Origin of the sequence: Blautia sp. AM28-27, from assembly GCF_003480905.1 — a bacterium.
Classification (GTDB): Bacteria; Bacillota; Clostridia; order Lachnospirales; family Lachnospiraceae; genus Fusicatenibacter; species Fusicatenibacter saccharivorans.
Genome location: NZ_QUJK01000013.1, coordinates 1 through 25,415, shown reverse-complemented (window position 1 = coordinate 25,415; position 25,415 = coordinate 1). Strand labels below are relative to the sequence as shown.

Annotated in this window: 17 protein-coding genes and 1 tRNA gene; 1 reads left to right on the top strand and 17 read right to left on the bottom strand. The window is 46.0% G+C overall.

Annotated elements, in window-relative coordinates; all coding sequences use genetic code 11:
- Positions 1-51: 51 nt before the first annotated feature.
- The 13 genes from addA to DW743_RS13760 all read right to left on the bottom strand — a co-directional run bounded on the left by addA (position 52) and on the right by DW743_RS13760 (position 20,585).
- Positions 52-3,822, bottom strand: a complete 3,771-nt coding sequence (gene addA, locus DW743_RS13820) for a helicase-exonuclease AddAB subunit AddA (RefSeq protein WP_243004586.1) — start codon at positions 3,820-3,822, stop codon at positions 52-54.
- Positions 3,819-7,385 (bottom strand): PD-(D/E)XK nuclease family protein, encoded by a 3,567-nt coding sequence (locus DW743_RS13815; RefSeq protein ID WP_117761897.1) that lies wholly within the window; start codon positions 7,383-7,385, stop codon positions 3,819-3,821. The genes addA and DW743_RS13815 overlap by 4 nt, the downstream gene beginning before the upstream one ends.
- A gap of 225 nt (positions 7,386-7,610) precedes the next feature.
- The gene (citX, locus tag DW743_RS13810; protein ID WP_117761896.1) at positions 7,611-8,993 is read right to left on the bottom strand and encodes a citrate lyase holo-[acyl-carrier protein] synthase; all 1,383 of its coding nucleotides are present in this window, start codon (positions 8,991-8,993) and stop codon (positions 7,611-7,613) included.
- Positions 8,977-10,014 (bottom strand): [citrate (pro-3S)-lyase] ligase, encoded by a 1,038-nt coding sequence (gene citC / locus DW743_RS13805; protein ID WP_082424868.1) that lies wholly within the window; start codon positions 10,012-10,014, stop codon positions 8,977-8,979. The genes citX and citC overlap by 17 nt, the downstream gene beginning before the upstream one ends.
- A 17-nt stretch (positions 10,015-10,031) precedes the next feature.
- A complete protein-coding gene (gene citF, locus DW743_RS13800) occupies positions 10,032-11,624 on the bottom strand; it encodes a citrate lyase subunit alpha (RefSeq protein ID WP_055226576.1) in 1,593 nt (530 codons plus the stop codon).
- A gap of 1 nt (position 11,625) precedes the next feature.
- A complete protein-coding gene (locus DW743_RS13795) occupies positions 11,626-12,525 on the bottom strand; it encodes an aldolase/citrate lyase family protein (protein WP_055226574.1) in 900 nt (299 codons plus the stop codon).
- Positions 12,522-12,821: a citrate lyase acyl carrier protein gene (gene citD, locus DW743_RS13790; protein ID WP_055226572.1), complete on the bottom strand. Its 300-nt coding sequence runs from the start codon at positions 12,819-12,821 to the stop codon at positions 12,522-12,524. The genes DW743_RS13795 and citD overlap by 4 nt, the downstream gene beginning before the upstream one ends.
- Before the next feature lie 82 nt (positions 12,822-12,903).
- Positions 12,904-13,719 carry an alpha/beta hydrolase gene (locus tag DW743_RS13785; RefSeq protein WP_117509984.1) on the bottom strand — a complete coding sequence of 272 codons (816 nt, stop codon included), beginning with the start codon at positions 13,717-13,719 and terminating at the stop codon, positions 12,904-12,906.
- A gap of 16 nt (positions 13,720-13,735) precedes the next feature.
- Positions 13,736-14,632: a carbohydrate ABC transporter permease gene (locus DW743_RS13780; protein ID WP_055226569.1), complete on the bottom strand. Its 897-nt coding sequence runs from the start codon at positions 14,630-14,632 to the stop codon at positions 13,736-13,738.
- A gap of 10 nt (positions 14,633-14,642) precedes the next feature.
- Positions 14,643-15,566 carry an ABC transporter permease gene (locus tag DW743_RS13775; RefSeq protein ID WP_055226567.1) on the bottom strand — a complete coding sequence of 308 codons (924 nt, stop codon included), beginning with the start codon at positions 15,564-15,566 and terminating at the stop codon, positions 14,643-14,645.
- Positions 15,567-15,637: 71 nt separating this feature from the next.
- Complete coding sequence (locus DW743_RS13770) at positions 15,638-17,182, bottom strand: ABC transporter substrate-binding protein (protein ID WP_055226565.1); 1,545 nt, start codon at positions 17,180-17,182, stop codon at positions 15,638-15,640.
- 107 nt (positions 17,183-17,289) lie between these two features.
- Positions 17,290-18,873 carry a response regulator transcription factor gene (locus DW743_RS13765; RefSeq protein WP_055226563.1) on the bottom strand — a complete coding sequence of 528 codons (1,584 nt, stop codon included), beginning with the start codon at positions 18,871-18,873 and terminating at the stop codon, positions 17,290-17,292.
- Positions 18,870-20,585: a sensor histidine kinase gene (locus DW743_RS13760; RefSeq protein WP_117761895.1), complete on the bottom strand. Its 1,716-nt coding sequence runs from the start codon at positions 20,583-20,585 to the stop codon at positions 18,870-18,872. Before DW743_RS13760 ends, DW743_RS13765 begins: the two co-directional genes overlap by 4 nt.
- A 234-nt stretch (positions 20,586-20,819) precedes the next feature.
- Between DW743_RS13760 and DW743_RS13755 the strand changes: the two genes are divergently transcribed.
- A complete protein-coding gene (locus tag DW743_RS13755; RefSeq protein WP_055226560.1) occupies positions 20,820-21,293 on the top strand; it encodes a hypothetical protein in 474 nt (157 codons plus the stop codon).
- A gap of 188 nt (positions 21,294-21,481) precedes the next feature.
- Here the strand turns inward: DW743_RS13755 and DW743_RS13750 are convergent, their stop codons facing one another.
- The 4 genes from DW743_RS13750 to DW743_RS13735 all read right to left on the bottom strand — a co-directional run bounded on the left by DW743_RS13750 (position 21,482) and on the right by DW743_RS13735 (position 25,314).
- A complete protein-coding gene (locus tag DW743_RS13750) occupies positions 21,482-23,392 on the bottom strand; it encodes an NAD(+) synthase (RefSeq protein ID WP_055226558.1) in 1,911 nt (636 codons plus the stop codon).
- An 89-nt stretch (positions 23,393-23,481) separates the two neighbouring features.
- Positions 23,482-24,357, bottom strand: a complete 876-nt coding sequence (hslO, locus tag DW743_RS13745; protein WP_022462421.1) for an Hsp33 family molecular chaperone HslO — start codon at positions 24,355-24,357, stop codon at positions 23,482-23,484.
- A 9-nt stretch (positions 24,358-24,366) separates the two neighbouring features.
- Positions 24,367-25,134 (bottom strand): class I SAM-dependent DNA methyltransferase, encoded by a 768-nt coding sequence (locus DW743_RS13740; protein ID WP_117509992.1) that lies wholly within the window; start codon positions 25,132-25,134, stop codon positions 24,367-24,369.
- 108 nt (positions 25,135-25,242) lie between these two features.
- A tRNA-Asn gene (locus DW743_RS13735) sits at positions 25,243-25,314 on the bottom strand.
- Between the last annotated feature and the right edge of the window lie 101 nt (positions 25,315-25,415).

Genomic DNA, 25,415 nt, shown 5'->3' with positions numbered 1-25,415 from the left:
ATATCATACTTTATCCCTGTTTTGACAGTTGTTTTTTCTAGTAGTTTTTTCCTACAATACCAACTCTTCATCCAGTGCCAGCGAATAAATAATTTTCTCTTTCACTTTCTTCCCTGTCGTCCGCTCCAGTGCCTGCTGGTAGTAGGCGAGCTGTTTTTCATACCTCTTTTTCAGCTCCCCGGCTTCTCTCACACGATCCGTTTTGTAGTCCACAAGAACAATCTCATCCCCCTCCGGGAACCATGCGTCAATGATTCCCTGCACGAGAATGGTTTCATCTTCCGGATAGGACGGATCTGCCTCACTTGCCGGAACGGACATCACAAACGGCTGCTCCCGCTTCAGGGTTCCATTTAGAAAGGCATTCCGCATCCGCATTCCGACCGGACTCTTTGCGAACGCCAGAACAGATTTGAAATAAATGCATTCCACTGCCTCTTTCGTCATTTTTCCTTCTGCAATCAGTTCCTCCGTCTGTGCCATCAGCTCTTTGATGCTGTACGCCCTGCGGTAATCGAGACATTCCAGCAGGCGGTGGTACGCCGTTCCGCGGTCAGCTCCCGTCAGGGCCTCAGCGTGATCCTTTTTCATAAAGCCCGGCACAATCGGTACGAGTTCTTCCTGCACAAACAGCTCTTTTCCGATCTCCGATTCCTCCATCCCTGCCTTTTTCAGCTGGGAAACCGTTACCTTTACCGGAATCTGTTTCTCATTCTCATAAGGATACTGATATGCAAACCGTTCTTCCACAAGCTCTTTCAGCGTCTCTTTTCTCGACGGCTGTTTCGGAATTTCCATGATTTTCTGTTCATTGACCGCGCGCTCCATCTGATGCAGCACCTCGCCCTCGACAAGTCCCGCCGGTGATACAAGACGGATTGTGACCGGAATTTTCTCCGCATACAGCGGATTTTCCTCATTTCCCGCAAGGCCGAACTGCTCATACAGCCCATCAAAACAGCGATTTCGTGAAAAAGCCGGGAGAATCCAGTCAAGATAGCCGGATGCGCTGCTTAAGGTTTGATACGACAGCAGTTCTTCCTGCCGTCCCGCATGTGCCGCACACTGTTTTACACGGCTCTCCAGCTTCGATGCCATGCCTGTCATGATCAGCTTCTCCTTCGGGCGTGTCATCGCAACGTAGAGCACACGCAGCTCCTCCGCCAGATTTTCCAGTTTCATGCTCTGGCGGATGATCTGCCGCGGCAGTGTCGCCTGGCGCACGCGGTGTTCGGGATCGATCGCATCTGCGCCGATGCCCATCCGGGAATGCAGCACCAGTGCTGCACGGCTGTCCATCTGGTTGAACGATTTTCCCATACCGGAGAGAAATACAATCGGAAACTCCAGTCCTTTACTCTTATGAATACTCATGATGCGCACGGTATCTGCGCTCTCACCGTAAATATTCACCTCTCCGAAGTCCACTTCATACTTCTGCAGCTGTTCGATATAACGAATGAAGTTGAACAATCCACGATAACTCGTCGCTTCAAATTCCACCGCCTTTTCCACCAGCATTTCCAGATTCGCCCGCCGCTGCACACCGCCCGGCATCGCAGATGCATAGCCACCGTAACCCGTCTCCTCGAGAATCTGTGTGATCAGCTCATGAATCGGCGTATACGGCACGCGGCATCGCAGCGTCTCAAGCTGTGCAAGAAACCTCCTAAGTTTCTCCCTGAGCGCTTCATCTTCCCCAGTCACCGCATATTTTCCACATGCCTCGTAAATTTTTACCTCTTTATCCACACAACGCACCGCCGCAAGCTCCGCGTCTGTGCATCCGCAGATGGGGGAACGCAGAATGGCCGTAAATGGAATTTCCTGACAAGGATTGTCACACAGATGCAGGTAATTCAGCACCGTCACAATTTCCTGCGTGGAAAAGTATCCCGTTTTTGATGTACTGTAAGCCGGAATTCCAGCCGCCTGCAGTACGCGCGAAAACGTCTCCGACCAGCCGCTGACCGCACGGAGCAAAATGACGATATCCCGGTACTGGATTTTCCGGTATTCCCCGGTCTCCTTATCCACAACTTCCTCATTTCCAACCATTTCCCGGATGCGCGCCGCAACGGCAGCCGCCTCCGTTTCCATCTTCGTCTCGCGGGATTTATCATCTTCCAGCTCCGGCGCCTGGTCGTCCAGCAGCAGAAGCTCCGTTTCGTATGCCGTCTGCCACGGATCCGTCTTTCCCTCTTCTTTTTTCGGGAACGCCGCACCCGCATGGAGGCTCGCCGCCTCGTCATACGCAATGCCGCCGAGCTCCGGGCTCATGAGTTTCCGGAATACATAATTCGCCGTCGCAAGCACCTCCTGCCGGCTTCGAAAGTTTTTGTCGAGATCAATCCTCTGCTGACTTTCTCCCTCTTTTTGATACGTGTGATATTTTTCCAGAAACAGCTCCGGCCGCGCCAAACGGAAACCATAGATACTCTGCTTGATATCGCCGACCATAAACCGGTTCCATCTGCCGTCCTCCTCGCCGGACACGGCAGAGAGGAGCGCCTCCTGGATAAAGTTACTGTCCTGGTACTCATCGATCATAATTTCCCGGAACTGCTCCGACAGCTCCCGCGCCGCATCGGTCCGCACCAGGCAGCCGTCTTTTTGCTGCACGAGAATTTCAAGCGCAAAGTGTTCCAGATCAGCATAATCGAGAATATTTTTGCTCCGTTTTTTCTCCGCAAACGCTTTTGCAAACTGCTCCGTCAGATCAATCAGCACCCCGATGGGCTCCCGGCAGTCGGCAATCTCCTCCGCAATCGCAGCGCTGTCCTTCTCAAAGAACTGCTCTTTTAACTTCTGCAGCTCCTTTTTGCATGCATCGCGCTCCGCCTTTACCTGATCTTTCAGCGTTTCACTCACATCGTCTGCCTTTTTCCGCGAAAGTGCTTTAAACTTCATTCCGGCCATCGCGCACACCAGTTCATCAAACGATTCTGTTTCCAGCAGTTCTTCCACCATCTGCTGGTCAGAAGCCAGCGCCTCATCATATAAATACGGTCCTCCAGAGCTTGCTGCTGTTTTCCGGTTTTCCTGAATCCCTTCCAGAATACTCGAGAGCCGCTTTTTCGCCTCGCTCATCAGCTCCTGTACCCAGATACTCTCCTGCACTGCTTCCGGTGAATCCATCTGGTACGCCGCCCGGCACTCTTCGAGCCACTGCTCCGGCCATGGATAGCTCATGGAAAACTCATACAGTTTCAGCACAAGTGCATCGAGCCCGTCATCCTGCTTTCCCGCCGCGTAGCTCTCCACAAACCGTGTAAATGCAGACTCCTTTTCCGTAAAGCGTTCTTCCATGACCTTCTGGATCACATCGCTTTTCATCAGACGGATCTCCCCTTCATCCGCCATGCGGTACACCGGATCGAGATCGATCATCTGAAAGTAATTTTTTATCACATAGGAACAGAAACCGTGAATTGTGCTGATCTGCGCATGGTGAAGCAGGGTCTGCTGCCGCTGTAAATGCTCATTTTCCGGGTTTTCCGCAAGGCTCTGCTGCAGAGCGCGGCCGATTCTCTCTTTCATTTCTCCTGCCGCCGCACGCGTAAAGGTTACGACAAGAAGCTGGTCAATGTCGATTGGATGCACAGGGTCTTTCACCATTGCAAGGATCCGCTCTACCAGAACCGCCGTCTTTCCGGAACCCGCCGCCGCGCTGACCAGAAGATTCCGGTCTCTCGCATCAATGACTTTCTGCTGTTCCGCTGTCCATTTTACTGCCATGTTCTTTCCCTCTTCTTTCTGGCTGATTTTCTTTCCCTCACTTGGAAAAAATGCACCATATTTCACTTTTTCAAAAGCAGTCACTCTTTTTGATCTCTTTGTGCTGTCTCCTGCATTACCTTCATCAGCAGTTCTGTATCCATGCCCTTTAATTTACGGTATTCATATCCCTGAATTTTCTGATCGAATCCGCAGATTCCCTGATATTCGCAATATGCGCATGCCGTTGCTCCATCCCGCTGAAACGGCGAAATTTTTACATTTCCCGAGAAAATGCCCTCGCCGATCTCACGTACCTTCTTTCTGGTGTATGTCCGAATCACGTCAAACTGCTCCGACGATGCCACTTTCGAATAGCCTGTGTAGCTTCCGTCCTTCTTCTTTCCAACCGGAATCACATCCGACGTCGTTCCGTCCTCGAGTACACGGTCGAGCAGCTCCACTACCTTCCGATCTGCATTTACAAGGCCATCCATCCGCAGTGCTTTCAGCATCCGTCTGCCCCACGCCTCATCGGTCTCATCTTCTTCCTGGTCGAGGATCGGATCATCAATATGATAATAAAATACCCCTGCAGGCTCCACCAGCTTACCCGGATGCTTTTTCTGCTCCAGCTCCACCGCCGCATCGAGATAAACTGCCAGCTGCAGCTGTAATCCATAGTAGAGTGCCACCAGATCAAGTGACGTATTTCCTGTCTTGTAATCGATGATTTTCACATACACCTTATCGTCCGTTTCGCAGAGATCCACACGGTCAATCCGTCCGCGCAGCCGCATCTTCTCATGCTCCGACAACTCAATGTTGATCGCAGACAGGGAATCCTCCATGGAAAAGGAAACCTCAAACTCCCCTGGCTCAAATTCTCCCTGCCGGATCTGCTGCTGCAGTGCCCAGACAGTTCGTTTCAGAATCCGCTTTACGCGGATGATGCGGTACTGATTCCGGCTTGAACTCTGAAAAATTGTGTTTCCATAGTCCGCCATCGTCTCCTCGACACACTCCTCAATCAGACGGTCACGCGTGTCATCGGTCACCGTCTTCCAGGTCTCACCGTTCTCCTGCAGCTTTTTCGAAAACTTCTCAAGCGCTTCATGCATGACCGTTCCCATATCCGCCGCTTTCAGCTCATACTGATCCCGCTCGCGAATCTGGAGACCAAACTCCATAAAATGGGCAAACGCACATGCCGCATACTTTTCCAGCCGTGTCGCACTGTTTTTTAACGTATCCCCGTACAGCGCCGATGCCGCACTCCTTCCGATCACACCATCCGCACAGCGCAGAAAGGCCGCTTTCCGATACGTCTCCGCCGGAATCCCCGCCTCCGGATGCGCCGCATACCAGCGGTAAAGCTCTTCAAACAGCGGATTTATCTCGCCCTCTGCCGCCTTTCCAAGCTCCTCCAGAAACAGTGCCTCCCCGGAACGCGGCATTTCCAGTTTCTCCTCCGGATTTTCTTCTTTTTCGATATCCCGCACCGGAATTTCCGGGAAGAGTTTCCGGATTTCATTGATCAGATACGACGGATTCTGCGCCTCGCCGGATGCACCTGCCTTTGCAAACGAAAGATACAGCCGCTCCGACGGCTTCGTCAGATTTCGGTAGAGATGGAATTTCTGCTGATACATCGTCTCACGCGCCGTCGGGGACAGCTTTGCATCCGCTCGCTCCAGCTCCTCACGGTCATACTCCGACAGGATACCGCCCCCCGCATCGTGGCGCGGAATCAGTCCATCGTTCACACCGACAAAAAACAGCACGCGGATATCCTTCAGACGTGACCGTTCATTGTCTCCGACCAGCACCTGATCCGCTGTCGGCGGAATAATGCCAACAGAAGCCTCTGCAAAGCCCGCCTCCAGAATCTCCTGATACTCTGCCAGTGTCATTTTTTCCTCGCCCAGCACCTCGACAATCTTATCCAGAAGCTCCATGACAATACCGTAAATCTGGCTGTATTCTTTTGCAAATGCCTCCTGCCCCCGCTCTTCAAACTGCTGCCGCCGCTCCTCAAGTTTTTCCTGCATCCGATTCTGCACCGCCAGTGCGTACAGGGCCTCCGTCCGCTCCCGCACCGTGGCGTCTTTTTTCTTCATCTGTTCTGCAAACGGCTGCACTTCGGCATAGAATTTTTCCCGCAGGAGATTGCGCTGCGGCACTTCATCCGGTTTGATGCCGCGGTATCCCCGCGTCCACGTCTCCCCATACGCTTTCAGCCCGCGGATGCCAAGTGCCAGAACATAGTTTTCCATCGCATCTGTCTCCTCGCGGCTCAGACTCGAAAGGCCGCAGCGCAGATAACGGAAGACGCTCTCGTAGGAAAAGCTCTGTACCACCATCTCGATCGCCGCGCGCAGAAATTCCACGAACGGATTCATCAGCACAGAATGCTTTTCGTCCACAAAGTACGGAATGCCGCATTTTTCAAAAATTTCCCGCGCATATGTGCCATAAATGGAAAGATCTCCGGTCAGAACGGCAAAATCCTGGTACCGCATCTTCTCCTCACGCACCATGCGGCGGATCAGGCGCACCGTTTCCTCGAGCTCCGCACGTGGAGATGGCGCTACACTAATGTAAATACCCTGCTGTTTCAGATTTTGTCCGGACTCCAAATGCTCCTTTTTCGTTTTCTGTGCATTTTCCAGCGTGCTTGGCCCAATTTCTTTTTTGTTCTTTCCATTTGTTCCTGCCCCTGCTTTTGACTCTGCTCTTTTTCCTGCCTCTGTTCCGACAATCCTTCTTATTCCATATCGAAACAGGTTCTGTTCCAACTGATCCATCATGCTTCCCGACTGAAAACGGCCATATCCCGAGCGTCTGACCCAGATTTCCGGCTCCACTGGGCACCCTGCTTCGTCTGCCGCTTTCATAAGCTGTTGAATCAGCTGGCGGCTCATCGCAAAGAGCTGGTGCGGGATTGCCTTTTTATACGGATCCTCCCGCTCATCCATAATAATCGTCACATAGACCTTTTCACAAAGCCGGAACAGTTTTCCAAGCACACCGATCTGTACTGGCGTAAATCCGGTAAATCCGTCCACCAGTACCTCACTGTTTCGAATGAGTGATGATTCTTCCAGCTTTCCCGCCAGAACCTCCAGCACATCCTCCGCCGTCACGTAGCGATTTTCCAGATATTCTTCAAATGCACGGTAGATTACCCCGGTGTCTTTCAGCTTTGCTGCCAGCAGCTTTTTCTCTCCCGTCTCCTCCGCCCACGTATCAAGCTCGGACGGCGCAATCTGATACTGCTTCAGCTCGGAAATCAACGATTTCATCTGCGAAACTGCGCCGGTTCTCTTTAACGTACTTCCAAGAATCGTCAGCTCCTTTTTCTTCTCCTGTGCAACGCGTTTTACCACAAGACTCTTTCCCGTTTCTTCGAGCACCGGGTACAGACTGCCTCCGGTCTCCTCAAAAATACGGTAAGCCAGACGCTGGAAGCTCAAAATATCAACATTTAAAATACCGCCCGCCGGATGCAGTGACACAAGCTCTTTCTGCGTCTGCATTGTAAACTGCTCCGGCACAATGATCAGATAAGTTTTCTCCGGGTGGCGCATCGCTTCCGCCAGAATTTTCTGATACGCATATCTCGACTTTCCAGCCCCCGAATTTCCCATGATAAACTGCAGACTCATGTTTCGCTCCTCCTGTTCTGATCCACTTCTGCTCCAAAGATAAACATATCTACAGTATAGCAGACTCCTTTTTTCGATGCAATCAACCTTCAGGCAAACAGTAACCATTTCCTTCTGAAAATACTGCCATATATTTCTAACGTAAACGGCCGCTCTCAACAGCTAAAAATATTCAGCATTAAGAGCGGCCGTACATTTTAAGAGCAATGACAGCGTCATATATTTTTATTGTATTATACTTTTCAAACGTTCCATCAGTGTTTCCATGCGGCACAAAAAAATCGTTGCTGCAAGTAAATCCGCAGCTCCGCCCGGACTCATATTTTTCCGGATACAAATCTGATTCAGTTCTCGCACTTTTTGCAAACCCTCCGCGCAAAAAGCACCACCTGTCTTAAGAATTGCCTTTGCTTCCGTTTGCAGCCATCGCATTTCTTTCTCACTGGTTCTGCTGATGACATTTGTGTCCGTAAGCTCTGCTATAATTTCAAGAAGAATCTGTACATTGATCTGATTTTGATCCCTGTTATTTGCTATATACTGCTTCATATGAGGAACCGTACGTTCACACAGAATCGGATATCCGCTCATCGCCAGTCCCCGGACTCCTTTCTCGCCCAGATGGCAGTAAATTTTTTCTCCATGCGTGATCCCCGAGCTTTGTTTTAATTTTCTCAGATCCTGTTCCAACTCTTTTTTTGTCATTTCCAGACTGATCCGGCAAACATCCTCCGACTCGATTTTTCCGTAATTTCTCAGGGAAATTCCGGCTGCAGCTGCAAGAATGCCAATCGTAAAAATGATTCCTTTGTGCGTATTGACTCCTCCGGTTGCAACAAACATTTTTTCTTCCGTCTTTTTTCCTCTTTCTCTGAGAAGGGGAAACAATGTCTTCGGATCTGCCTCCCAGGAATACCCGGCTTCAAACATTGCCGCCAGATCTTCGGCGATCGCCTCTGTACTCTTTTGAAATGTCTGACAGTTCATATCTGTATGCGCACCGGTATCCTCCCGGTCTACTAAGCCTGGTTTTGGTGTTGTATACACTTCCTCCATCAGTGCCTGACTGATCTCAGCAGCTACGCCTCTTTGCAGCTGTTCTTCCCATATGATACCATAGATCTTTTTTCTCAATTCTTCGATCGAATGTTTTCTGCTTCTGCCACACTGGCAGGCCGGGTTGTCGCATAACAGACATTTTCTTTCCGGAAATCCAAGATCCTTTCTGCTGATTTTCGTATTTTCTTTTTCCAATACATCAATATCATACAGTCTCCCGATCTTCGTCTCTTCCAAAGCAATCATAAGCTTTTTCACCTGGCAGCCGTCTGCTTTCACAACCAAATATCCTTCATATCCGGTTATGTTTTCTTGTACCAGCCGGACTTCCGTCGAAATTTTTTCCGTTTCCAGCTTATTCTGTATCTTTTCTAGTCCTTCATAAAAGACCTTTTCGAAAAGTTCATTTACCTTTTCCGGACCCGGAATATTGAGCATAAAGCAGATTAAGGTACCCGGATATTTTTCAAGAAGCTCTTTCTGCGTTGCCACCCTTTTTTCTCGGCTCCACAATACCTGCTCTAAGGAAACCTTATTTTCCGTTTTCATTCTTTTTCCTTTCCAGATAGCGCCAGGTACTTTCCGGAAGCATCCCGCAGACGCTTTTTAATTGATTTTCCGCATATCTTTTTCTGACCTCAGATGCACTGATGATCTGGTCTCCATATGTTTTTCGGGGAATTTCATGAAAGCGGATCTGATAGCACGGCAGCTGCTCCCGTAAGCACTGGTTATAGGTATGTGTCACATCGCAGGCCGGTTCACTGCCTACATAGCGATCCGTTATATTAAGTTCCGGTGCAATACGCTCTCCAAATAACTGAATATCCAACTGGCAATTCATCTCATAGGCTTTCGCTTTTTCTTTGATAAAATATGTCGGAAACACAGCCGGCGAAATCATGTATTCTGAGGTCTGGTGAAGAATCACATTTGGAATTTCCTGTATTCCTTCTTTTACCAACTGATACCGTTCTCTCGTTGTCAGAAAGCTCTGTTCTTCTGAGAGGATAAAAATGTGCAGCCATTTGTTTTTTTTTGCCGCCTCCCGGATCAGGTATTCATGTCCCCTGGTAAAGGGATTACAATTCATAACCACTGCCCCAATACCGTTTTCATGCCTGTTTTCCACTTTGCACTTCTGTTGTTCCTGTGTTTCTTTTTTTAATCGTTTCAGGAATTTTTCCAGTCCGTTTTTGTCATTTTCCAGAAGAAGAATTTTTTCTGTCTGTGTCACCGGATACATTCCCATACTGCAAAACAGTTCTTTGTTCTGAGGCTTGGTAAATCCAAAAAAATGAGAAATTCCCATTCCATAAAAATATTCAATCAGAGATGTCATAAGATGTGCCAGCAGATTCTGTCCTTGATACTCTTCTGATACCGCAACACATTTTATGATATTTTTCTGGCAGGAAGCAGTTGCTATGATTTCTTTCTCTTTTCGCAATACAATGGAATGCGTAATCTGCTCATCATAAGTAAGTCCCATGTATTCCAGAAATTTTTTGAGTTCCTCTTTCTTTTTCCCGGTAAAAGGATCCCCTGTTTCTTCCATATAGTCCCCCACTGCCTGCCCTCCTTCTCTTATTTATGTACTGACTCCGGGAGTACCTTCTTTTCCTCTTTAAATTGGAATGGTTTAATCTGACGAACTACATCCATGATGGTTCCGTCTCTGCTTTCAATAATTCCTACAATACGTTCGCCAAATTCTACTTTCTCCGGTTCTCCTGCAATCCGGTAAGCCAAATCCCGAAGTTCTTCTATCGTTTTCAGCGGAAGTCCACTGTTTTTTACCGCTTCCAGCAGATCTTTTCGCAGTGGATTAACTGCAACTCCATATTCCGTGATGACTACATCTACAGATTCTCCCGGTGTTGTCACTGTTGTTACTTCCGTACAGATTGCCGGAATTCTTCCTTGCAATAATGGAGTCAGTACAATGGTGCATTTTGCGCCTGCCGCCGTATCCGGATGACCTCCCTGCGCGCCTGTTATAACGCCATCGGAACCTACTACAACATTGCAATTGAAATTTACATCAACTTCCAATGCTGCCAGAATCACAAAATCCAGTTTGTTGACTACTGCGCCCTTGTTAAAAGGATCTGCATATTCACCGGCACTGATTCTGAAATGCCTGATATCTTTTACTGATTCTACCGCATCCAGATCAAAATCCTGCGTATCCAGAAGTACATCAACCTGATTGTTATCCAGAAGATCACACATCGGTTTCGTCAATCCTCCGACGCCGAAACGCATACGGATTCCACGTTCCTTCATGATTTTTGCCAACGAAATGGTGGAAGCGATAGATGCGCCTCCCACACCGGTCTGATAAGAAAATCCATCTTTAAAGTACGGGGTAGAAGTGACAAATCGTGTACAGTAATCCGCCATCATCAGTTTTCTCATATCTTTCGTCGGTTTCGCTGCACCTGTTGCAATTTTCTTGGGATCTCCGATTGCATCTACCACTACTACATAATCTACCTTTGTCATGGAAATATGTGTCGGAAAATTAGGAAACGGCACCAGACAGTCCGTAATTGCTACGACCCGGTCCGCATAATCAGCATCTACCATCGCATAGGACAATACTCCGCAATCTGCTTTTCCACCGATACCACGACAGTTTCCATAATCATCACACGTCGGTGCTCCGATAAATGCAATATCCAGGTGTACTTCCCCTGTTTCGATTGCCCGAACTCTGCCGCCGTGGGAGCGCATCACTGCAAGCCCTTTCAGTTTTCCCTCAGAAATCGCTTTTCCAATCTCACCGCGCACACCAGAAGACTGGATTCCTGTAATCGTTCCATCTTCCATGTACGGTACCAGTCCTGCATGCGCTTTCCCCAGAGAACTGGCACAAATGGTAATATTTTTAATACCCATTTTATGGATTTCTTCCATCACCATATTTACAACCAGATCACCATCCCGGAAATGATGATGAAATCCAATTGTCATGCCATCCCGGATTTCACATTTCACCAGTGCCTCATGAATTGTTTTCACCAATTTGCTGCCATCGGAATTCACCACGCAGCGGGTTTTCGGACCATCTTTCTGATATTCATAACCATCATAATAATGCACTCCGTGAAATACTTCTTTTCCTGTTGCCTTCAATATTTCCTCGGGAATTTCTCTCCCTACTGCATTTTTCATCTTACAGTTCCCCCTCGTACACACCGGAAGCCTTGGCCAGTTCGATTATTCGCTTTGCACCATCATAAAATGCAATATCAATCATCTTTCCGTCCACAGTAAATACACCGATTCCCTGTGCCTTTTTGCTATCAATCTCACGGACTACTTTTTCCGCAAAAATAATCTCTTTTTCTTTCGGTGTAAAAATTTCATGTACAATATGAATCTGTCTTGGATTGATAATTGATTTCCCGTCAAATCCCATCAGGTGAATCGTATTGACATCTTCTCGAAAACCATCTTCGTTCTCCAGATCTGTATAAACGGTATCAAAACATTGCACACCTGCTGCCCGCGCAGCAATGACAAGCTGCTGTCTTGCTCCCATCAGTTCTATTCCGGTTCCCGTAATGTGGGTATGCAGATCTTTCGTGTAATCTCCACCGGACAGTGCGATACCAAACAGCCTTTTCGAAGCCTCGCAAATTTCTAATGCCTTCACCACACCTCTTGCCGATTCTATCGCTGCCATAATTAAGGTACTGTTCTCCGGTCTGCCAAATTCATTCTCCGCCTTTAAAATTTGCTGCTCCACTATTTTTACATCCTGCGCTGTCTCTGTCTTAGGAATACGGATGCCATCACATCCACCGGCTACTGCGCAGCGGATATCTTCCTTCCAGAAAGGCGTGTCCAGACCATTAATACGTACAATCCGTTCTGCTCCATGATAATCAATCGTGCGCAGTGCATGAAACAGGGAAAATCTGGCTGCATCCTTCTGATTTTCTGCCACTGCATCTTCCAGGTCCAACATCAGAGAATCTGCCCCATAAATATACGGATCCTTAATCAGTCCCGGCTTCTGTGCATTTAAAAACATCATGGTACGGCGTAATCGCTTTTTTGCGTCTCTCATCTGATTGCACCTCCCCATGGCAGCTGCTCCGACTGTCCGGCGGAACGGTATACCGCAGCTTCCACCCTCGCACGGATGGTGCAGTCCAGAGCTCCTTTATCTACAATCTTAATTTTTACGTTCTGAACTCCCAGACTTTTCAGAGTATCCAGAACCACATGACGGATCTGATTTCCATACTGATGAATCACTGTGCTTTCCAGTACCAGATCTATGTTTCCATCTCCATCTTCTACCGTAACCATACAATCGCTGGATTCCAGTGTTCCGGCTACGGCTGCTTTTTCTATCTCCATTTTCCTCTTCTCCCTGTATTTCCCGTGGGGCTGTCGCACTAAAAAAATCTGGCGAGACAACCCCCTTTATACTCTGCAGATTTTACTCTTCTACTGATTTTCCCGCAAAGTTCATCCAGTCCAGAATCTTCTGAATATACTCATCAAAGAAAATATCATCATGCCTTCCCGGTCCCTCTTCAAACAGCAGCGGAACGCCCAGCTGATCCGCAAACTCCTTCAGATCGACCGAATCCTGGTGACGTCTGTCCTCTGTACCGCAGCAGGTATACAATCTCGGAATATCTCTTCCTTCTTCTTTCCGGTTTTTCAACAGTGTAAAAACATCATGAACCTCCGGTGTAATCGCAGGCGGATCACCATATAACGCTTCACAAAGGGTGGATACCGTGTTAACCTTTCCCTGATAACGATATTCGGCATGGTAAGATCCCGCAACGCCTCCGATTGCCGCAAATTTTTCCGGACAGGTAAGTCCCCATTTATAGGCACCGTAACCTCCCATCGACATTCCTGCAATAAAACGGTTTTCCCGCTTTGTTGCTGCCGGGAAATTTCTCTCCACAAAATCTGTCAGTTCTTCTGTCAGATAAGAAAAATAATCCAGTCCGTATTTCATGTCCGTATAGGCGCTGTTATATACGCTTGGCATAACCACCATGATCTGATGCTCATCTGCATAACGCTCAATTTTGGAGGTCCGCAGATACGTAAGGTGGTCACCTGTAAATCCATGCAGCAGATACAGGGTCTGATATTTTTTGTTTTTTCCGAAAGTCTCTCCCTTTTTTCCCTGCTCCACATCTTCCATCCGCTCCTTTTCCGGAAGCAGAATCGAAACATCTACCTGCATCCGCAGGATACAGGAATGAAAATTACAATGTACATATGCTGCCATCTGTTTCTCCTTTCTGTCAGCCTTTTACAGCGCCGACAACCACACCTTTGATAAAATATTTCTGAAGCATCGGATAAATAATAATGATTGGTAAAATTCCGACAAATGCCAGTGCCATTCGGATGGAGTTGCCCGGAAGCGAAACTGCCTGTCCTTCCGCTGCCAGCTCTGATGCTCCGCTTCGCAGATATTCAATGTTTTTCATGATACGCATCAGCAGATTCTGAATACCAAAATATTTTGGATCCTGTACGTAATATAAAGCATTGGTCCAGCTGTTCCAGTAGGAAAGACCTGTAAACAGTCCAATGGTGGCAACTACCGGCTTCGACAACGGAAATACAATTTTGGTGAAAATTCCAATTTCTGACGCTCCGTCCAGCTGCGCAGCTTCGTATAATGCTTCCGGCAGACTGTTGCTGTAATAGTTTCTTACCAGGAAAATATTGAATGCTGTCATCAGAAGATTCGGAAAAATCAGTGCTGCATACGTATCTTTAATGTGAAAAAATGTTGTCCACATAATATACTGTGGCACCAGTCCTCCATTAAACAGCATGGTAAAATACACAAAAAAGGATAATGCATTTCTATATTTGAATGTTTTTCGTGCCATCGGATATGCGATCGAAGTTGTCAGTAGCACGCTTAATCCGGTTCCGACAACGGTTGTTCCAATCGTAACAAGATACGATCTTACAATTGTTGCTGCCTGTTTTACCATGTAGGTATATGCTTCCAAGCTGAGTTTCTTCGGCAAAATCTGATATCCGTTTGTAATCAGTTCATTTTCATCGGTAAAGGACGCAACCACCAGAAGAATCATCGGAAACAACGCCACAATACTGATTACCACTAAAATAACTGTTGCTATTGCAATAAATCGTTTTTCATCGCTGACTGTCTTTTTCATATCCTGCCTCCTAGAACAATGCGTTTTCCGGATCTTTTTTCCGCACAATAAAGTTTGCAATCATTACCAGTGCAAAACCAACTAATGACTGATATACACCTGCTGCCGAAGACATTCCTACATTACCCTGTTCCATCAAACCGCGATATACATACGTATCTATCGTCTGTGTCGTAGAAAACAGGGTTCCCGCATTCATCGGTACCTGATAGAACAAACCAAAGTCCGAATAGAATACACGGCCGATTGCCATTAATGTCATAATAATAATGGTTGGTCTCAGAAGCGGAAGTGTAATGGCAGTAATCTGTTTCAATTTAGAAGCGCCATCAATCTTTGCTGCTTCATAAATTTCCTTATCAATGCCTGCAATACCTGCCATATAAACGATCGCATTATATCCGGCATTCTTCCAAAGATATACAATAACCAGGATAAACGGCCATGCCGTTTTTGCGGTATACCAGTCTACGCCCTTTTTCCCCAGCGCATTTAAGATTGTATTGTTCACAAAACCGGTTGTACTTCCCAATAACGCATATACCAGATACGCCGTTACAACCCAGGACAGTAAGTGCGGAAATAACAGCACGGACTGGAAAAACTTTCCGCGTAACAGTTCTCCCAGCTCATGCAGCAGGATTGCAAAAATCACAGAAACTACTGTTCCGATCACAATAAACGCCAGATTATATAACAACGTGTTTCTCGTAATGACCCATGCATCATCTGTCAGAAACAAAAATTTAAAGTTATTCAGTCCACACCATGGGCTTCCCCAGATTCCTTTTGCATAACTGAACTTTTTAAACGCAATAAAGGTTCCCACAATCGGGATATAGTTATTAATAATCAGATATGTAATACCTGGCAGTGCAATGAAAAGCAATGCTAATGTATTTTTACTGGCATATTTCTTCTTACTCTTTGGCATAATTCGAGCTCCCTTTTATAAATAAGGCTGCGGTGATATTCCGCAGCCCTTTCCTTTTTTCAAAGTCTTTTCTACTTACTACTCATCCATGCATCCAGCTGCTCCTGCTTTGCCTGAATCAGGTCATCCATACCAGCTGCTTTCAGTCGTTTTGTCATCTCGGCAAGTGTTGTATCTACATCTGCTGCACCAACCCACAGAGATTTTTTATACTCTTCTACAATGTTCTGGCATGCGGTGTATTCTGCTTCTTTATCACTGTAGTCGTAAAGGAAACCATAATAATTTGAATGATCTCCATCATAATTCTGCTGTTTATTTGTCTCTTTTTCTTCTCCATACAGACCGCCTGCAACCGGATAGGTCAGCCATTTATTTCCCCAGAAATAGTAGTTCATATTATTGGTATATGCTACACTGTTCAGATCCGTATATCCATCCGGTGCTACTGCACAACCATTTTCATCCAATTTGTAATCCACTCCTTCTTCTCCATAGACCAGAAGGTTGTCTACATATGCATCCGTGTACAGCAGGTTCATAAATTTGCAGGCTGCTGAAGGATCTTTACAACCGGAATTTACCATCCATGCTCCGCCGTTTCCAGACCAGATCATAGAATCACTGATCTGTACGTTTTCAAAAGGATGACCATAGTTGTTTGTATACTGCTGCGCAATCTTTGGATTACCCAGTCCACAGAATGTACCAAAGCAGTTGCCGGACATCAGTAATTCTGCGGTAGTTGCCGTTGTGGTAGCTGCATCACTTGCATAATAACCAGCTTCAAACCAGCTTCTGGTCAGTTCGCACAGTTCTTTGAAATCTGTCGTTTCATACATATCCACTACAGTTGCATTGTCCTGATAAGCCACACCGGAAACTGGTGAGGCAATATTGTCGCCTAATGGATCGATTTTATCAATCTTGCCCAGGTAACTTTCAAATAATGCATTCGCTCTGTTCGGATCAATGATTGTCATATCCGGATAAGCTTCTTTTACCTTTGCAAACACTGCAGTCAGATCTTCCGGTTTGGTAACCTGGCTCATATCAATTCCAAGTTTCTCTGTAATATCTTCACGATAGGTAAATCCACCCGGTACATAGTTAGAACCCATATTCAGAATTCCATATGTTTTTCCCTCTACCGTTGTCGGCGCCAGAAAACCATCGTAAAGAGTTTCTGTTGTCTCTTTCAGATCATTGTCCAGATACTCTGTAATATCCAGCGCTGTTCCATCCTGGATATATTTCAGATGAGATGTATTATATGCCTGAAATAAATCCAGCTGTTCTCCGGATGCCAGCATCAGATTCACCTGATTCATATAATCAGAATTGGAAAACAGTACCAGTTTGACCTTCGTATTGATCTTATCTACTGTATAATCGTTGATCAGGTTCTGAATTCTTTCCAGTTCTGATGACTCCGGGATATTGTTCTGCGTCATGTACGCAAATACAACCTCTGCCGGTTCTTCGCTGTCGCTGCTTTCCTGTTTGCCGCTCTCCTGCTTTCCGGCTGCATCACCGCTCTGTGCTCCACCACATCCGCTCAGCAGAGATCCTACTGTCAAAGTAGCCATCAAAATCGCCAAAATCTTTTTCTTCATTTGTTTCTCCTTTCTTCTTTCCGGTTCCTTTTGATAGACTTATCATAACGCAAAAAAAACGAAAGTTCTTACACAAAAAAGTACAAAAACTTTCGTTTTTAAGATATCTATTCTCTTTTCCGAAACTCTGCCGGTGAAACTCCCGTATATTTTTTAAATACAGATGAGAAATACGGAAGCGTATCAAATCCGACTTCCAGCGCAATATCAATCACCTTTGTATTGGTGTTTTCCAGCAAATGTTTCGCTTTTTCCACGCGCAGAGAATTAATATAATCATTCAACGACGTTCCGATATCCTTCCGGAACATTTTTCCAATGTATTCCGGTGAAAAATGAAACCTCTCCGAAAGCGTATTTCTGTTAATATCTTCCGTATAATGTTCTCTGATATAATCAATTACCTGATCTGTGATCCTTTTTTCTGTTTTTTCTTTCCGTTCCTCCTGTGTCAGATCAAATACCTTATTCATCAGCCAGGTCATCCACTGCACCATAGAAAATTCCGATTTAACCGCATTCATATCCAGTCGCAGATAGATCGGATCACGAATCACGCTGTTCATATTTTCCTTTTTATCATGGAGATATTTGCTTACAAGCTGTGTCAGTTCCACCTGAAAATTGCGAAATCCTTCTACGGAATGCATCGTTTGCTTTACATGCTGCAGCGTTTTTTGTAAATATTCCATTGTACTTACCCTGAATCCCTTGTTCAGACACTGCAGGATATAATCTTCGTCCAGAATATGTCCGGACGCCTCCTTTTCTCGAAGCAATACCATAAATTCCTTTATTTCCCCTTCGTCATAAATATGCGTTTTGTCATATTCCATTATTTTTTCTTTTTCCAGACCCACTTCATAAAAAGGAACACTCGGGGAAATGTATCCGATCTGCAATGTCTCCGGAAAATATTTTTCAAATATGTTTCTGACCTGCTCTGCTCTCTCTTTCGTCTCCTTTTCCGAAAATTCCGACAGAATTCCAAGATAGGTTCCCTTATTTTCTTCCCAGCAGATCACATTTTCCATTTTGATTTTTTCTGTGAATGCTTCTGCCAGAATGTTTTCCATTGCAAATTTATAAATGGATTCCTGTCCCTTTTCTTTACCCAAGTCCAGTTTTCCACTGGCAAAATGAAGAATCACAACACAATATTTTTCCTGAATCTCTTCCTCTATCCCCTGCTGCTTTATTTCCTCCTCGAGTCCCTGTTTCTGCACACCGGGTTCCAGCAATACTCTTGTCCAGAAATATCGCACCATCTTTCTTATTCCGCTCTCCCAATATTCCCGGATTTCCTCCGTTTTTTGTTTCCAGACTATTTTTTCTGTCACACGAAGCAATGTCTGATTGATTTTATTCATGTCAATCGGCTTCAGCAGATAGTTTGCCGCACCATTCTGTACAGCTCCATAGGCATATTCAAATTTTTCATGGCTGGTCAGAAAGATAACCTCTGTCTGGATTTTCTGTTCTCGTACCCATTTCAGAAAATGAATTCCATTCTCCTTTGGCATTTCAATATCACATAAAATCAGTTCCACTTTATTTTTTTGCAAAATATCTCTGGCCATAGAAGTATTGTAGGCCACATAGATCTGGTCAATAGAAAGTAACTCGCGATCCAGCTGTTCTTCCAATACCTGCGTTGTCACAATTTCATCATCTACAATCAGCAAATTCATCTCTCTTCGTCTTTCTCCTCATCTGTACATTTCAGTGTTTTCGGAATCCATATGGTTATTTTAGTTCCTTCCGGTTCCAGATTCTCAAAATACAGAAGATGATCCTGCTGGTACATCATCTTCAGAACCTCTTTTACATTTTTTATTCCAATTCCACTTCCATCTTCTTTTTCTGTTATTTCCATATCTTTATTCACAAAGTCCAGTATTTCCTGCGAAAATTGACCCTGCGATATATATAGTTCCAGTTTTAAGTAAACTTCCTTCCCCGAAAAGCTCAACAATGCCTGAATCAGAACCGTAGTGAACGAATCAATACTGATCACGTGCTTAAATATATTTTCCAAAAATGTATGCAGGATCATCTGCGGCACCGGATACTGCTGCGTTTCTTCCGGTATATCCATATAGACATAAAAGCAATCCCGGTACATAAGTCGCTGCATTTCCAGATATCCACTGGCATTCTTTATTTCATCCTGCAGCGGAACGGTATGCAGACCGGTTCGAAACATATAGCGGATATTCTGTGAAAATGCCTGAATAAAGGTATGGACATTCTCTTCCTCGTGCTGATAAACCATGCTGTTGATTGTTGATAAAGCATTCAGGAAATAGTGTGGTTTTAATTGCATATGGATATACTTCAGTTGTACATCCTTCATTCGAAGTTCCTGTTCGTACTTTTCTACCCTCATTTCAAGAATCGTCTGTACCATATCATTATATGCCTGTTTTACTTCTTCCATTTCGTAGCTGTTCGTATTATATTCCGCTCTTGCCCTGAAATCCCCACTGTGAATTTTTCTGGAAACCCAGGACAGGTCTGCAATCGGCTGAAAAATTTCTTTTTGCATATACCAGACAATTGTTCCAAAGAAAAGTAAAGACAGTACTAAAAATCCAAAAATAACGATACCGGATGTAGAATATGCGGCATACTCGGAGGATTTTACGCTGTAATACATCTGATATGCATCTTCCAGAACAGATCCCCGATAGATACTGATGGATGGATCCTGTTTCTGCAGATTCTCTATCGCTTCTCCATATGTCCAATCCTCTCCTGAACCGCACAGAATTTTCCCTTTTTTGTCTGTAAGATAGAACGCTGCCTCTTTGATGGACATATCATTATAGTTTAACAAAGAGTCCAGTCTTTTTTCTGATATCAATACAGCGATCGTATTTGCACCATAATTATAATATTTTACCAGATACACCTGCTCCCCCATGACAGTAGAAGTCCAGCCGGATGTAGGAGTTTTATCAAACGTATTACGCTTTTGAAGATACTTTTTGATATCTTTTATTGTATCATATGTTATATTTCCATTTCTCTGAATCAAAATACTGTTGTCTTTGCAATTAACAATCGCATAGGCATCCGCTTCTTTGGTATCTTTACATCTTTCCTTAAGAATCTGCAGCATTTGATGCTGCGCTTTCACTTTCTCCAGATTATTTTCTCCATTCAGCTGTGTCAAAAGCAGCCGACATCCCAGTAAAAGATCCAGGTTATCGTCAAGTCGCTCCAATACACTTTCCATCGTATTATGATAAATTTGCAGTGTATTTTCCACCAGGTTTTTCTCGTTTTTTTTAGCAATATCAACAATAAATGATTTGTACAGAAACAGTAATATAATCTGCAGAAGCAAAAAAGTAGTTAAAAAAACACTCATAGTACTTCTGATTTTTCTTTTTTTCATCTTTCCCCTCTTCTTTTCCCAACTCTTCTCTGAAATCTGTTATCGTGACCGATTACATTATATACTAATTCTCGGGCAGAAGAAAGACTGTCCAAAGATTATATTCGGAATTTGCATGTTACGAAACTTTCTTTCATAAACGATTTCTCTTTTACATACATTATAATAAAAACGCCCGTCCGTTTGCCCCTCGTCCGCTCACAGACGGTTTTTCAAAAAGGAGTGTGCCCGCCCATGAGTTCCAAAACGAAAATCATTGTACTACATATGAAAGAAGTGGTTTACACCACTGTTTTTCTCGCTCTCGCGATCCTTCTGCTCGTGGTTTTTCTGATTATGTTCGGTTCCGGAAAAAAGGAGTCTGCGAAGAAACCTGCGGCCTCATCCACCGGTTCTGCCGAGAGTGCACGCTACATTCCCGGCATCTATACCTCCACAATTTCTCTCGGTGACCAGACCTTCGATATACAGGTCGATGTCGAGCAGGACCGCATTACCGCAATCTCAATGAATAACCTAAGCGAGACCACGGCCGCTATGTACCCGCTTATGGAGCCTGCACTCGATTCCATTGCAAGTCAGATCTACGTAAACCAGACAACCGAAGGCCTCATTTACGGCGAGGATAACCGCTACACCTCCGAACTGCTTGTCATGGCAATCGACCAGGCTCTCGATCAGGCCCGCAATCCTTCTGCAACCAAATAAAGTTAAAAATGGCTCCTGAGTGTTCTCACTCCGAAGCCATTTTTCTGTTGTTTTTCTATTGCTTTTCTGTTGTCTTATCTGTCAATCCTTGATTCTGTGAACCAGACACACTCTAATGCTTATCGTCCGAACAGTTTACCGCGTCAATCGCAAGCACCAGAAGAAGCGCCGGAATCTCATGCGATGGATTACAGCCGGTCAAGCTGTTCTCTCCAGAGTTTCACGCTTGCATCACTTGGCATGCGCAGATCGCCTCGCGGGGAAACCGCAACGCTTCCGACCTTCGGTCCGTCCGGCAGGCAGGAACGCTTAAACTGCTGTGCAAAAAATCTCCAGTAGAAGGTTTTCAGCCACTTCAGGATTGTTGTATCATCGTAAACACCGGCAAACGCAAGTTTCGCCACACGGTAAATTTTCAGCGGCTCGTACGTCACACGCAGCATATAGTACAAAAAGAAATCGTGGAGTTCGTACGGTCCGACAAGATCCTCTGTCTTCTGGGAAATGACACCGTCTTTCGGCGGAAGCAGCTCCGGGCTGACCGGCGTATCAAGCACATCCAGGAGAATATCAGAAAGTGCTTTCTCTCCGCAGGTATCCGCATAATACTGCACCAGATGGCGCACCAGTGTCTTTGGCACAGATGCATTGACTGCATACATTGACATATGATCGCCATTGTACGTTGCCCAGCCAAGTGCCAGCTCGGAAAGATCACCCGTTCCGATAACCATACCGCCGGACTGGTTGGCAAGATCCATCAGAATCTGCGTTCTCTCACGCGCCTGTCCGTTTTCATACGTCACATCGTGTTTCTCCGGATTCTGTCCGATATCACGGAAATGAAGATTGACAGCCTCCTTGATATCGATCTCTTTTAAGGTTGCGCCAAGGCATCTCGTCAGCTCACATGCATTCTGATACGTACGGTCTGTCGTTCCAAAACACGGCATCGTTACAGACAGGATCTGCTTTCTCGGAATCCCGAGCAGATCAAATGCTCTTGCCGTTACAAGCAATGCCAGCGTCGAGTCAAGTCCACCGGAAATACCGATAACTGCGCTCTGGCAATGGGTATGCGCCAGACGTTTTTTCAGTCCCATAGCCTGAATATTTAAAATTTCGTCGCATCGCTGATCGCGGTTATGCTTATCCGACGGTACGAATGGCCGTGGATCGAAGTAACGGGTCAGCTTTGTCTCTTCTATTGACAAGGAGAATCGAACGACCTGATACCCATCGGTTCTCTGCTCCGGATACGTGGTCATCCTTCTGCGCTCACTTGTGAGACGATCCACATCGAGATCTGCACAAATGATCTGATTCTCAAATCGTTTTGCCTCGGCAAGAATGGTTCCGTTTTCAGCAATCAGATGCTGTCCGCCAAAGACAAGATCTGTCGTCGACTCGCCCTCACCTGCTGTCGCATAAATATAGCCGCAGATCAGACGCGCCGACTGTGCGCTCACAAGGCTTCTCCGGTAACTGTCTTTTCCAACCATTTCATCACTGGCAGAAAGGTTTACGACCACTGTCGCACCTGCAAGCGCATGCGCCACACTCGGCGGATTTGGGGTCCAGAGATCCTCACAGAGCTCTGCCGCAACCTTAAGACGCGGCATTTTTTCACACTGGAAGAGCAGATTCATGCCAAACGGAACCTCTTTTCCAAAAAATTCCGTTGTTGTCACCGCTTCTTTTCCCGGCGTAAAATGACGCAGCTCATAAAATTCATTGTAGTTCGGCAGATACTTTTTCGGCACAATGCCGAGAAGCTCTCCGTGACAGAGCACAGCGGCTACATTGAACAGCTTTCCGCCCTGTTCCCACGGCAGTCCGACAAAAATCAGCGCATCGGTCTCTTTCGTACCATCGGCAATTTCCTTTAATCCTTCTTTCGCCGCATCAATCATCTGACTCTGCCAGAATAAGTCACTACAGGTGTAGCCGGTGAGAGCCAGCTCCGGGAGCACCATCACCTTTGCTCCCTCGCCCTCCATTTTATGAATCGTTTCCAGAATGACTCTCGTATTTTCTCTGACATCCGCTACCACTACCGCACAGGAAGCGGCGGCAACTTTTACGAATCCCTGTTTCATCTCTTTCTTCCTCCACTATCTGGTTCCCTGTTACAGATTTTCTGCAAACAGAAGCTCTCACAGCCTCCGTTTCGCCTGAAACAGTACTGCTATTTGCTCTTACGCAATAATTCTTTCAGATCCTCTGTGGAAAATTCATAGGCGCTGTTGCAGAAATGGCATTTCAGCTCCACCGGTTTTGCTTCCTGAATCATCTCGTTCAGTTCTTTTCTTCCGACCGCTATCAGCGCTTTCGATACACGCTCACGGCTGCAGTTGCAGTAAAACTGGGTCGGCACGGTATCGTTGATCACAAGGTCCATGTCTCCAAGCAGTTTTTCAAGAATCTGCTCCGGAGTCAGGCCCTCGTCAAGGAATGCGGTAACGGAATTGACTTCTGCCAGACGCTGCTCCAGTTTTTCAATGACTTTCTCATCGCAGAACGGCATCAGCTGAATGATAAAGCCGCCGGCCTGACGGACGGTATTGTCTTTGTTCATCAGCACACCGAGTCCGACGCTGGACGGAACCTGCTCACTCGTTGCAAAATAGTAGGTCAGATCCTCTGCGATCTCACTCGTCTGCAGAACGCACTGTCCGACGTACGGCTCTTTCAGTCCCAGGTCTTTGATGACATCCATGAATCCGACGCCGACAGCACCTGCCACGTCAAGTTTTCCTTTTTTGTTGGCCGGAATCACGACGTCCGGGTTTCCGACGTAACCTTTTACATTTCCTTTGGAATCTGCTGTTACGGTAATGCCGTTCAGCGGTCCGCCGGCATGGATGCGCAGGGTCAGAAGGTCTTTATCTCCCTTCATCATAACGCCCATCATTGCACCTGCCGTCAGAAGGCGGCCCAGCGCTGCGGTTGCAACCGGGCTCGTGTTGTGATCCTGGCGTGCTGTCTCTACGGTTTCTCTTGTTGTCGCTGCAAACGCACGAATCTGTCCGTCTGCCGCTGTTGCTCTTACAATATAATCCATGTTTCTCTCCTATTTCTCACTTTTTCCTTTTTCTCTTGCTACGACATAAATACGTTCGCTCTCCGGTCTCGGCGCATCCTTTGTGAATGCATCGTAGGCCGTTACAAACTCCATGCCTGCCTCTTCCAATAAGCGGCAGATCGTCGCAAGATCGTACGCTCTCTGATAATGTACCTCCTCAAATTTACGGTACAGATCGGAATCTTCTCCCTCCGGGATGAAAATGGCGAGCTCATATTCGTTGATTTCTTCCTCCGGGTCATAGTAATTATCCCAGATGAAGCTTGCCTCTTCGCGGTTTTCCGCAATCGTAGTCTCACCCATCTGTTCATATTTATACTTTGTATTCAAATCAAAAATAAACATGCCCTTCGGATCCAGATAATTGTTGACAAGTGAGAATACTTCCCGCAGATCATCTTCCTCCAGAATATAGTTGATAGAATCGCAGATGCTCACAACCGCCTTCACGGTTCCGTAGAGCTCAAATTCCCGCATATCCTGAAGCAGATATAAAATGTTTAAGCCGGACTCGGCGCGTTTTTCACTGGCAATCTCGAGCATATCCTCAGAATTGTCCACGCCGATCATATCGTAGCCCTCTTTGGCGAGCAGCTCGGTCATGTTTCCCGTTCCGCAGCCAAGATCGAGCACCAGTCCGTCTTCCACCTGATATTCTTTTAAAAGCTGAATCAGATATTTGCTCCAGGCAGGATAGTCCACGTTGTCCATGAACATGTCATATACCTGGGCAAAACTGGTATAACTTTCATTCATCTTTCTTTTCTCCTTCATCGTTTACAGTAGCTACGCCTTATTGTATCACATCACACAGGGCAACTCAATATACGAAAAGACCTGCAGGATCCCTGCAGGTCTCATTCACTCCCCGAGTTGGGCTCGAACCAACAACCCTTCGGTTAACAGCCGAATGCTCTACCATTGAGCTATCGAGGATTATTTAATTGAAGATATTTGATATACCTTCAAAACCGCATACACTACACATCTATCATTCCATTTCTGTGAACACAACCAATTAGGTCAAGCCCTCGACC